8 protein-coding genes are annotated in these 11,388 nt (G+C 59.1%); 3 read left to right on the top strand and 5 right to left on the bottom strand.

Translation table 11 applies throughout. The features are described from left to right. Positions 1-39: 39 nt before the first annotated feature. Positions 40-597, top strand: a complete 558-nt coding sequence (locus NFR87_RS00950; protein WP_251445004.1) for an amidase domain-containing protein — start codon at positions 40-42, stop codon at positions 595-597. Here the strand turns inward: NFR87_RS00950 and NFR87_RS00945 are convergent. From NFR87_RS00945 to NFR87_RS00935, 3 genes are all read right to left on the bottom strand, one after another. After that, the gene (locus NFR87_RS00945; RefSeq protein ID WP_251445001.1) at positions 551-1,579 is read right to left on the bottom strand and encodes a tyrosine recombinase XerC; all 1,029 of its coding nucleotides are present in this window, start codon (positions 1,577-1,579) and stop codon (positions 551-553) included. The genes NFR87_RS00950 and NFR87_RS00945 overlap by 47 nt on opposite strands. Before the next feature lie 164 nt (positions 1,580-1,743). Then, positions 1,744-3,117: a DNA repair protein RadA gene (gene radA / locus NFR87_RS00940; RefSeq protein WP_251444997.1), complete on the bottom strand. Its 1,374-nt coding sequence runs from the start codon at positions 3,115-3,117 to the stop codon at positions 1,744-1,746. Positions 3,118-3,254: 137 nt separating this feature from the next. Next, positions 3,255-4,001, bottom strand: coding sequence for an N-acetylmuramoyl-L-alanine amidase (locus NFR87_RS00935; protein WP_251444994.1), 747 nt, complete (start codon positions 3,999-4,001; stop codon positions 3,255-3,257). A 145-nt stretch (positions 4,002-4,146) separates the two neighbouring features. Between NFR87_RS00935 and NFR87_RS00930 the strand changes: the two genes are divergently transcribed. Both NFR87_RS00930 and NFR87_RS00925 read left to right on the top strand, forming a co-directional pair. Beyond that, on the top strand, positions 4,147-4,608 hold the full coding sequence (locus NFR87_RS00930; protein ID WP_251444991.1) for a spore coat protein CotJB: 462 nt from the start codon (positions 4,147-4,149) through the stop codon (positions 4,606-4,608). Between the two features lie 3 nt (positions 4,609-4,611). Beyond that, positions 4,612-5,220, top strand: coding sequence for a manganese catalase family protein (locus NFR87_RS00925; protein WP_251444988.1), 609 nt, complete (start codon positions 4,612-4,614; stop codon positions 5,218-5,220). Positions 5,221-5,286: 66 nt separating this feature from the next. Here the strand turns inward: NFR87_RS00925 and NFR87_RS00920 are convergent, their stop codons facing one another. Further along, complete coding sequence (locus tag NFR87_RS00920; protein ID WP_251444986.1) at positions 5,287-6,744, bottom strand: glutamate synthase subunit beta; 1,458 nt, start codon at positions 6,742-6,744, stop codon at positions 5,287-5,289. After that, positions 6,744-11,285, bottom strand: coding sequence for a glutamate synthase large subunit (gltB, locus tag NFR87_RS00915; RefSeq protein ID WP_251444983.1), 4,542 nt, complete (start codon positions 11,283-11,285; stop codon positions 6,744-6,746). The genes NFR87_RS00920 and gltB overlap by 1 nt, the downstream gene beginning before the upstream one ends. Between the last annotated feature and the right edge of the window lie 103 nt (positions 11,286-11,388).

Genomic DNA, 11,388 nt, shown 5'->3' with positions numbered 1-11,388 from the left:
TCTGCGGCGGCATAGGATGGCGGGAAAGGAGGGACGCTTATGACCACTCTCACGCTCCCTTACGACCGTGCTGCCGCCGTGGCCTACGCCCACCGATGGGCATATGGCCGCAATCCCAAATTCTATGACTACGAAGAGATCGGCGGCGACTGCACCAACTTCGCCTCACAGTGTCTTTACGCCGGCACCGGCGTGATGAATTACACCCCGACCTACGGTTGGTATTACATTGATGCCAACAATAAGGCCCCCGCCTGGACCGGAGTCGAGTACTTCCGCAACTTTCTCCTGCGCGGCAAGCCTACACCAGGCCCCTTTGCCACCGAGGTCGGCCTTCAGGATCTGCTGCCTGGCGACTTCATTCAGCTCAATTTCAAGGGCGAGATCTATTCTCATACACCCATTATAGTATCCATAGGCCGCCCGGCCACGCCGGAAACGATACTCCTGGCCGCCCATTCCTATGACGCGGACTACCGGCCCCTGAGCACCTATACCTATCAGGCCATCCGATATCTCCACATATTGGGGGCAAACCCGCCGGAAAATTTTACTTCGGCTCCTCCTGACCGGCCGTCTTTTTCTTCTTTGGGCTGACTTTTCCCAGGGGGTTGGCCATGGCCGCCAGACGGAGGTTTTCATTGTCCACGTGGGTATAGATCTGTGTGGTGTTCAGGTTGTCGTGACCCAGCACCTCCTGAAGCGTACGCACATCCACACCACTCTGAAGCATCAGTGTCGCGGCGGTGTGACGAAGCTTGTGCGGTGAGTATTGACTGGCGTCCAGCCCCGCCTTTGTCAAATACTTCTTCACAAGCTTCTCCACTGCCGCCTTAGAAATGCGCGTCCTGCGCCGGCTGAGAAACAGCGCCCGCTTATCAATGGTCTGTTCAGAACCTCTAACCGTCAAATAGTCCTGAATTGACTGGATACAGGCATCATTTAGGTACAAAATCCGCTCTTTATTGCCCTTGCCCAAAACCCGGAGCTGATCGCCCCGCACATCGGTTAGGTTTAATCCAATTAGTTCCGAAATCCGAACTCCGCAGTTCAAAAACAGGGTCAAAATGCACCGATCCCGCTCCTGAAATGGGCCGTCAACGCTTTCCAGCAGCTGGATCGAGCTATCCAGATCCAGATACCGGGGCAGCGATTTTTTCATCCTGGGGGAATCCAGATCCTGCATGGGATTTTCAGTAAGCACTTTGGCCTTATTGGTGAGATATTTATAAAAGGATCGGATCGCCGCCACTTTGCGAGCCCTGGAGGTGGCTTTGAGGCCATATCCAGTCTGATCGCTGTTGGGATGCTGCGCCCGGTCGCGGCTGAGATAGTTCATATAGGAGTAGACGTCGGACAGGCTCACAGAGCGGACAAGATCCAAGTCCACATCTCCGATATCAATGTCATCCAGTTCGGCTGTTCTGGGCACAAGACCTTTTTCCAGTTTGATGTAACGAAGGAAATTGCGCAGGTCTAAGAAGTATTCATCCACAGTTTTCTTGGAGTGTCCCTGAATACTTTCGTGGTAGGTCAGAAAATCCCGCAGAATGGGTGGCGCTTCCGTGCGATAGTCCATATTGTCCATAGAGGCTTTGAAGAGAGCAAAACGACCCATTTGGTCAAAAGCCCTGAAACCAGGCCCTTTTTCCCTCCCCTGAAGTAAACAAAATTTTTATTTTGTTTACTTTTGAATCTACCTCCAAAACCTCCCCTCTGTTTTTCATGGGCGCCCGTTTTCTGTCATAACACCGCCGACAGTACCTCCCGGATATTCCGCACCTTGATCAGTTGCAGACCGTCAGGCGCAACTACCTTGCCGCAGCGGGACGGGATCATGCATTTCGTAAAGCCAAGCCGCCGCACTTCGCTCAGGCGCTGGTTCAGCGCGTTCACGGAGCGAAGCTCGCCGGTCAAGCCCACCTCACCGATGGCTGCCAGGTCGCCGGGAACGCTCTTATCCCGGAAGCTGGACGCCAAAGCGATGACTGTGGCCAAATCAACGGCGGGTTCCTCCAGCTCCAAGCCGCCCACCACATTCACATAGGCGTCGCAGGAGTGAACTAACAGACCTCCCCGCTTCTCCAGTACCGCCAACAAAAGCATGGTGCGGTTAAAGTCCACGCCGGACACCATCCGCCGTGGCCGGTCGGAGCTAGTGGGCGTCAGAAGCGCCTGCACCTCGGCCAGCACCGGCCGCACGCCCTCCATGGCACAGGTGACGCAGGTGCCCGGCGTATCGGTGGGCCGGCCCTCCAGCAGCATCTCAGAGGGATTCGGCACCTCGGTAAGCCCGGTATCCGCCATCTCAAAGACGCCGATCTCGTTGGTGGCTCCAAACCGGTTTTTGGCCGCCCTGAGGATCCGGTAGGTCGTCTGCTGCTCCCCTTCAAAGTAGAGCACACAGTCCACCATATGCTCCAGCACCTTGGGCCCGGCGATGGAGCCCTCCTTGTTCACGTGTCCGATAACAAATACCGTAATCCCTCGCCCCTTGGCGATGTTCATCAGCGCCAGGGTACAGTCCTTCACCTGGCCCACGCTGCCCGGCGAGGTGGTCAGATCGCCGTTATAGAGGGTCTGGATAGAATCCACGATAAGGACGTCGGGCTTGAGCTCGTCCACCGCCTCCAGAATGTTCTCCAGATTGGTCTCCGCCAGCAGGTAGAGACCCTCCCCCCTTACCCGAAGCCGCTCTGCGCGCAGCTTGATCTGCCGCTCTGATTCCTCACCGGAAACATATAAAACATTGGCAAAACGGCACAAACTATCACAAATTTGCAGCATAAGTGTGGATTTCCCGATGCCGGGAGCTCCGCCCACCAGCACCAGAGAGCCCTTCACGGCGCCGCCGCCCAGTACCCGGTCAAGCTCGTTCATCCCCGTCTCAAAGCGAAGCTCATCCGTAGTCTCCACCTCGGCAATGGGCCTGGGGCGGGCATAGCTCAGGCCCCCGCCCTCCCGCCGTCCTGAGGTGGACTTGGGCGCCTTGCTCTTGGGCTCGGCGGGCTGCTCTACGATGGTGTTCCAAGCGCCGCAGGCCGGACATTGGCCTTGCCACCGCAGGACTTCATTGCCGCAATCGGTACAGTAGAATACAGTCTTGGCTTTGGCCATTGCTCTCTCCCCTGTTTCTTCATTGGTTTGTTCGATTATAGCACATTCTCCCCTATTTCGCCACCCACTTGTTGGGGAACCGGAAAACAATTTTGAAGGGGCGGCCATTCCTTTCGGATGGCCGCCCCTCACTTTTTTCAAATATTTGATATCTCAGGCGTTCCTTCCCCGCCGGCCTCTTCCCCACTCCTTAGAAGTGCCGAGGTAATGCACAGCGCCAGTTGGGTCTGGTAGCCATCCTGCCGAAGCCTTGCCTCCTCCCCAGCGTTGGACAGAAAGCCACACTCTATCAGGATCGCCGGGCAATTGATATGCTTCATCAGATATACTGAGTCGGGGATCTTGGTCGGCGTGCGCTTATTCTCCGGGTCAAGGCCCTGCCGCAGCGTTTCCTGGGTCAGCTTTGCCAAGGCTTCACTTTCCTCCCCCTCCCGGAAAAAGGTCTGCGCCCCATGATAGGCTGGATTGGAAAAGGTATTCTGGTGGATGCTCACAAGCAGGGCGTTCGGTGTGGATTCCACTGTAGCCACGCGATTGTGGAGGTCGGAGACCTTCTTCTGCCGCAGCGTTTCGCAGCCCGGATCATAGAGGGACACGTCGGTCTCCCGCAGCAGGATGGGCGAAAGGCCGTAAAAGCCCAAAAGCTGATCCAGCTTCAATGTCACCGCCAGGTTGATGTGACTCTCCGGCACCCCGGTGATAGAAACCGCGCCGCCGTCCTCCCCGCCATGGCCCGCGTCTAAAATGAGCTGCCGCTGTGTAAGCCGCACTGGGGCAAAGCTCTCCACCGCGCGTCTCCGCCGTCCGCCCACGCCCACAGAAGCCAATACCGCCACAGCAAGCATCATGGCCAAAACTTTTTTCCCGCTCCATTTTTTCATCATACATTCCTCCCTCTGCCACTTTATGGACTGTCCCGCCCGGTTATGCCCGTCCCCTTCACGCCCGCCTTCTCTCCTCCGCCCGATTTAGAACATAGGATATCACGGAGGATATTTTCTCCAATCAATTGCCAAGGAGGAAAACGCATTGTATCCCGATCAAGGAACAAATAAGCCTGCCTGCGCCGACAGCTGCGGTACCCTGCCGGAGTGCGCCCCGCTGGCAGTTCCCTATGTCCCCTTTCAGCAGACAAGTCCCAAGCGTTATGAGGCCAATGACGCTTTGAGCAATGGCACCCTCTTCCCCGGGCTCAACCTGCCCTTTCACCTGAAAGTAGATGCTCCCAATGCCGTCAGCGGCCCTCTGGGCGAGCTCCAGGCCCTGGAATTCGTCCTGTTGGAGCTGGGACTTTACCTGGATACCCACCAGGCCGACGAGGAGGCCTTTGCCCTGTTCCAGCAGTACGCCGCCCTGGAGAAGGCCGGCCGGGAAAAGTATGAGGCCATGTGCGGCCCGGTCACCCTGTTCGCCACGGCCGATCAAAAGAGCTTTTCCACCTGGATCAACAACCCCTGGCCCTGGGACTACCCGGAAGGAGGCAAAAAGTAAGCCATGTTCATGTATGAAAAGAAGCTCCAGTACCCTGTCAAGATCAAGAACACCAGCCCCAAGCTGGCCTCAGTCATCATCAGCCAATACGGCGGGCCTGACGGTGAACTGGGCGCCGCCATGCGCTACCTCTCCCAGCGCTATGCCATGCCCTATCCCGAGCTGAAAGCGCTGCTCACCGACATCGGCACCGAGGAGCTGGGCCATATGGAGATGGTGGCCGCCATCGTCCATCAGCTCACCCGGAGCCTCACCGAGGAGCAGATCCGGACTGCCGGCTTTGACACCTACTTTGTGGATCACACCACCGGCATCTATCCCCAGTTCGCCTCCGGTTATCCCTGGTCTGCCTCCACCATGCAGTCCACCGGCGACATCCTGGCCGACCTTACGGAGGATCTGGCGGCGGAGCAGAAGGCCCGGCTGACTTACGACAATATTCTTCGGCTGTCCGATGACCCGGACGTCAACGACGTCATCCGGTTCCTACGGGAGCGGGAGATCGTCCATTTCCAGCGCTTTGGCGAGGCCATTCGTCTGGCCAAGGAGCGCATGGATCAGAAAAACGTCTATTTTGTCAATCCCGCCTTCGACGCCCCCAAAAAGAGCTGAAACCGTCTGTTTCATCTGCGTTTGGCAAAAGCCCCACCCTGTTTTAAAACAGGGTGGGGCTTTTTGTTACAGATTGGTGTACCCCATAAGGGATTGGTCGATCTCACGAGCGGCACCGCGGCCCTCCCGGATCGCCCAAACCACCAGGGACTGGCCCCGGCGCATATCGCCGGCGGCAAAGATATTCTCCACATTGGTGGCGTAACTCTCAGGGACAGTCTTCACATTCGAACGCGCCCCCGTCTCTACGCCAAAGGCTCGCGGCACATAGGCCTGGGGTCCCAGGAAGCCCGCCGCGATGAGCAACAGGTCACAGGGCAACTCCTCCTCCGTTCCTGGAAGGGACTTCAGATCCCCGCCCAGCCTCACTGTTTTGACCCCCCTGAGCCTGTTTTTCTCATCGGAAAGCAACGCAGTCACCGTGGTCTGATACACACGGGGATCCGCGCCGAATTTGGCAATTGCCTCCTCCTGCCCGTAATCGGTCTTACAGATCCGGGGCCACTCCGGCCAGGGGTTGCCCTCTCCCCTGCCCTCCGGCGCCTTTGGCATCATCTCCAGCTGGATCACGCTCTTGCATCCGTGACGGATACAGGTGCCCACACAGTCATTGCCCGTATCGCCGCCTCCCACGATGACGACCCGCTTATCCTTGGCGGAGATAAATTTTCCATCCTTCAGACCGGAATCCAGCAGACTTTTGGTTGTCTGTGTGAGAAAATCAACCGCAAAGTGCACTCCCTTTACGCCCCTGTTCTCCACTTGCAGATCTCGGGGCTGGGCCGCACCGCAGCACAAAAGCACCGCGTCATAATCCCGCCGCAGCTCCTCCGCCATCACGTCGTGTCCCACGTCGACGCCGGTACAGAACCGCACCCCCTCCGCCTCCATGAGCCGGAGCCGGCGCAAAACGATCTCTTTTTCCAGCTTCATATTGGGGATACCGTACATCAGCAGACCACCGGCCCGGTCGGCGCGCTCGTAGACGGTGACCAGGTGGCCCCGGCTGTTGAGCTGCTGGGCCGCAGCCAGGCCGGAGGGGCCGGAGCCCACGATAGCCACCCGCTTTCCCGTCCGGGTCTTGGGCGGCCGTGGAACGATCCATCCGCCGGCCCATGCCTCCTCAATGATGCCCAGCTCGTTGGCTTTTACGGTAACTGCATCCCCGTGAAGGCCGCAGGTGCAGGACGCCTCGCACAACGCAGGGCAGACCCGTCCGGTAAACTCAGGGAAGCTGTTGGTTTTCAGGAGCCGCTCCAGCGCATGGCGAAAATTTCCCGTATATACAAGGTCATTCCACTCTGGGATCAGGTTGTGGAGGGGGCAGCCGGAGGCCATCCCTCCAAGCACCGCTCCGGACTGGCAAAAGGGTACGCCACACTCCATGCAGCGGCCGCCCTGCCTTTGCCGCTCCTCTCGGGGCAGGCGTGGATGAAATTCCCTATAGTGCCGGATCCGCTCCAGGGGCGCTTCCGCCGGGTCATTTTTGCGGTCAAATTCCAGAAATCCTGTGGGCTTACCCATTACCGTACACCTCCCTTGGCATTGGCGTAGAATGCCTCGATCTCCGCCTGTTCCCGGCTCATCCCCTTCTCCTCCATGCGGCCGATGGCCTGGAGCATCCGGTCATAGTCATGGGGCATGATCTTCTTGAAAAGGGGCAGATAATGGTCAAAGTCAGCCAGGATCTCCCGGCCGCGGAGAGAACCTGTAGCCTCTGTATGGCGCTCAATAAGGGTGCGCAGTTCAGCCACATCGTGCTTTTCCGTCACCAGCTCCATCCCTACCAGCTCCTTGTTGAGCCGCAGGTAGAGATCCCGCTTCTCATCCAGAACGTAGGCCACTCCCCCGGACATGCCGGCGGCGAAGTTTTTTCCGGTGGGGCCCAAAATCACCACACGGCCGCCGGTCATGTACTCACAGCCGTGGTCGCCCACCCCCTCCGCAACAGCTGTAGCTCCGGAATTTCGGACGCAGAACCGCTCTCCCGCCTGTCCGGCGATAAAGGCGGTACCGGAGGTGGCGCCATAGAGGGCCACATTGCCGATGATAATATTGTCGCAGGCCCGGAAGGGGGACTTTTTCGGCGGGAACACAATGAGTTTTCCGCCGGAGAGCCCCTTACCGAAGTAATCGTTGGAGTCGCCCTCCAGCTCCAGGGTCAGGCCCTTGGGAAGGAATGACCCAAAGGACTGACCGCCGCCGCCGGTACAGTGGACGGTGAAGGTATCCTCGGGCAAGCTTTGACCAAACCTTCGGGTGATGTCGCTGCCCAAGATGGTTCCCAGTGTCCGGTCTGTACTTGACACGGAGAGGGAAAGCTCCCCCTTCTCCCCCGTCTCCAGCGCTTTTCTCAGTTTCTCTTCCAGCAGCTTCAGATCTACGGTATCCTCCAAGTGGAAATCATAGATATCGGCGGGATCAAAATGGGTTTTGGGCCGGCCCACACAGGAGGGATCCAATATGGCGGAAAGATCCACTGCGGCGGCCCGGCCGCTGACGCCCGCCCGACGGCGGAGCAGATCCGTCCGCCCCACCAGCTCATCCACCGTGCGAACGCCCAGCTTTGCCATGTGCTCCCGCAGCTCCTGGGCAATAAAGCGCATAAAGTTCACCACATATTCCGGTCTGCCACGGAACCGCTTGCGCAGCTCCGGGTTCTGGGTGGCCACACCCACGGGGCAGGTATCCAGATTGCACACCCGCATCATCACGCAGCCCATGGTGACCAGGGGCGCGGTGGCGAAGCCGAACTCCTCCGCGCCCAGCATGCAGGCGATAGCCACGTCACGGCCGGACATGAGCTTGCCGTCGGTCTCCACCACCACCCGGGAACGAAGTCCATTTGCGATGAGGGTCTGGTGGGTCTCGGCCAGCCCCAACTCCCAGGGAAGGCCCGCGTTGTGGATCGAGGTGCGGGGAGCGGCTCCGGTGCCGCCGTCATAGCCGGATATCAGCACCACCTGCGCCCCCGCCTTGGCTACGCCGGCGGCGATGGTGCCCACCCCGGCCTCCGAGACCAGTTTTACCGAGATGCGGGCCTGGCGGTTGGCGTTTTTCAGATCGTAGATCAGCTGGGCCAGATCCTCGATGGAGTAAATATCGTGGTGGGGCGGCGGGGAAATGAGGGTCACGCCGGGGGTGGAGTGGCGGGTCTTGGCGATCCACGGATAGACCTTTCCGGCCGGAAGGTGTCCTCCCTCCCCCGGCTTGGCCCCTTGGGCCAGTTTGATCTGGAGCTCCTGGGCAGAGACCAGATACTCACTGGTCACGCCAAAGCGTCCGGACGCCACCTGTTTAATGGCAGAGTTCTTCTCCGTTCCGAGCCGTTCAGGCACTTCCCCGCCCTCACCGGAGTTGGATTTGCCGCCCAGCCGGTTCATGGCCTGTGCCAGGCACTCATGGGCCTCCTGGGAGATGGAGCCATAGCTCATCGCTCCGGTCTTGAAACGTTTGACAATGGACTCCACGCTCTCCACCTCTTCTATGGGGATGGGGGCTTCGGCGTAGCACAGCTCCATGAGCCCCCGAAGGGTGTGGGGCCGGGTCTCGTCGTCCACCAGGGCGGTATACTGCTTGAACAGGTCGTAATCCCCCCGGCGGGTGGCCTCCTGGAGCAGGTGGATGGTCTGGGGGGAATAAAGGTGATCCTCCATTCCGGAGCGGGCCTTGTGGGCTCCGGCGGAGTCCAGCGTGGGTGCATCTCCCAATCCCAGCGGATCAAAAGCCTTGGCGTGGTTGCGCTCCACCAGCGCCTCGATCTCCTCCAGGCCAATGCCTCCCACCCGGCTCACCGTATTCGTAAAATAGGCGTCGATGACCGTCTTGCTGATACCCACGGCCTCAAATATCTGGGCCGACTGATAGGACTGGATGGTAGAGATGCCCATTTTGGAAGCGATCTTTACGATGCCGTGGAGAATGGCGGAATTGTAATCGTCGATGGCGGTGTGGCAGTCCTTGTCCAGCAGCCCCTCCTCAATGAGGGCCGCAATGGTCTCCTGGGCCAGGTAGGGGTTGATCGCCCGCGCGCCGTATCCCAAAAGGGTGGCAAAATGGTGGACGTCCCGGGGCTCAGCAGATTCCAGGACAATAGAAACCGCCGTGCGCTTCCTGGTGCGCACCAAATACTGCTCAATGGCGGAAACCGCCAGCAGAGAAGGAATGGCCAGGTGGTTTTCATCCACGCCCCGGTCGGAGAGAATGATGACATTGGCTCCGTTGCGGTATGCCCGGTCCACCGCCACAAAGAGGCGATCCAGCGCCCTTTGGAGGGGGGTGTTCTTGTAAAAGAGAATGGAGACCGTCTCCACATGGAAGCCGGGCCGCTCCATGGCCTTGATCTTCATCAGGTCGGTAGAGGTCAGAATGGGATTGCGCACCTGGAGCACTCTGCAATTGGAGGGCTTCTCCTCCAAAAGGTTCCCATCGTCGCCGATGTAAACGGTGGTATCGGTGACCACCTCTTCCCGCAGAGCGTCGATGGGCGGGTTGGTCACCTGGGCGAAAAGCTGCTTAAAATAATTGAATAGGGGCTGATCCCTGTCATCCAGCACCGCCAGTGGGATGTCGATACCCATAGCGGCCGTCGGCTCCGCGCCGGTGCGGGCCATGGGGAGGATGGTATCCTTCACATCCTCCCAGGTGTATCCGAAGGCCTTCTGGAGCCGGACGCGCTCCTCCGCGCCCACGGTCTCCACCTTCCGGTTGGGGATCGGCAGGTCGCTGAGGTGGATGAGGTTTCCGTCTAACCACTCCCCGTAGGGCTGGCGTCTGGCACAGCTCTCCTTGAGCTCCTCGTCCTCAATGATCCGCTTTTGCCGCAAGTCCACCAGGAGCATCTTGCCTGGCTCCAGGCGGGATTTCTTTACGATCTGCTCCGCCGGAATGTCCAGTACCCCCACCTCAGAGGAGAGAATGAGCCGTCCGTCGGCGGTAATATAGTACCGGGACGGGCGCAGGCCATTGCGATCCAGTACCGCGCCCACGCAATCGCCGTCAGAGAAAAGGATAGCGGCAGGGCCGTCCCAGGGCTCCATCAGGATGGCGTAATATTGATAGAGATCCCGCTTAGACTGGGACATGGTTTTGTCTCCCTGCCAGGGCTCCGGGATGGCGGCCATCACGGCCAGAGGCAAGGGCATGCCGCTCATCATCAAAAATTCCAGGGTATTGTCCAGCATTGCGGAATCGGAACCCTCTCCATTCACCACCGGAAACACCTTGTCCAGATCCTTCTCCAGCAGGGGCGAGGACATGGTCTCCTCCCGGGCCAGCATGCGGTCGATATTGCCCCGGATGGTGTTGATCTCGCCATTGTGAAGGATGAGGCGGTTGGGGTGGGCCCGCTCCCAGGAGGGGTTGGTATTGGTGGAGAAGCGGGAGTGGACAAGGGCGATGGCGCTTTCATAATCTTCGCTTTGCAGGTCGGGATAAAAGTCCCGGAGCTGTCCAACCAGGAACATGCCTTTGTAAACAATGGTGCGGCTGGACAGAGAGACCACATAGGTGTCGCCGCCGGACTGCTCAAAGGCCCGGCGGGCCACATAGAGCCGCCGGTCGAAATCCAATCCCCGCGCAACGTCCTCCGGCCGCTTAATAAAGCACTGCTCAATATACGGCATCTTATCCAGTGCCTTGCGCCCCAGGATCTCAGGTCTGACAGGCACCGTCCGCCAGCCCAGCAGCTCCATCCCCTCTTTTTCCAGGACGATCTCAAACATCTTCTTGGCCCGGGAACGTTTGAGCGTCTCCTGAGGGAAAAAGAACATACCGACACCGTAGTCCCGGGGGGCGCCGAGCGTAAAGCCAAGTTCCTTTGCAGTCTTGCAGAAGAAGCGGTGAGAAATTTGCAGAAGGATGCCCACGCCGTCGCCGGTCTTGCCCTCGGCATCCTTCCCTGCCCGGTGTTCCAGCTTTTCCACGATCTTCAGCGCGTCGTCTACTGTCTGGTGGGAGGTTCGTCCCTGGATATCCACCACTGCGCCGATCCCGCAGGCATCGTGCTCAAAGGCGGGCTCATAGAGACCGCGGCGGGAAAAGCCCTCACTTCTGGTCGGTTCCATTTGTATGACCCCTTTCCGGGTAAAAATCAAAAAAGGGCGCGGCACGCTGCGCGGAAAGAAACGCTCCGGCACAGCGGCCCGCACCCCATTGCGCGTTCCGTCT

This window comes from Vermiculatibacterium agrestimuris, from assembly GCF_943193085.1.
Lineage (GTDB): Bacteria > Bacillota > Clostridia > Oscillospirales > Oscillospiraceae > Vermiculatibacterium > Vermiculatibacterium agrestimuris.
This window is presented reverse-complemented; position numbering and strand designations above follow the sequence as displayed.

What these genes read in the sequence shown, in the direction of transcription:
- NFR87_RS00935 (WP_251444994.1), bottom strand. Translation starts at nt 4,001, where the DNA reads ATGATGAAAAAATGGAGCGGGAAAAAAGTTTTGGCCATGATGCTTGCT.
- NFR87_RS00925 (WP_251444988.1), top strand. Translation starts at nt 4,612, where the DNA reads ATGTTCATGTATGAAAAGAAGCTCCAGTACCCTGTCAAGATCAAGAAC.
- radA (WP_251444997.1), bottom strand. Translation starts at nt 3,117, where the DNA reads ATGGCCAAAGCCAAGACTGTATTCTACTGTACCGATTGCGGCAATGAA.
- NFR87_RS00920 (WP_251444986.1), bottom strand. Translation starts at nt 6,744, where the DNA reads ATGGGTAAGCCCACAGGATTTCTGGAATTTGACCGCAAAAATGACCCG.
- NFR87_RS00945 (WP_251445001.1), bottom strand. Translation starts at nt 1,579, where the DNA reads ATGGACTATCGCACGGAAGCGCCACCCATTCTGCGGGATTTTCTGACC.
- gltB (WP_251444983.1), bottom strand. Translation starts at nt 11,285, where the DNA reads ATGGAACCGACCAGAAGTGAGGGCTTTTCCCGCCGCGGTCTCTATGAG.
- NFR87_RS00950 (WP_251445004.1), top strand. Translation starts at nt 40, where the DNA reads ATGACCACTCTCACGCTCCCTTACGACCGTGCTGCCGCCGTGGCCTAC.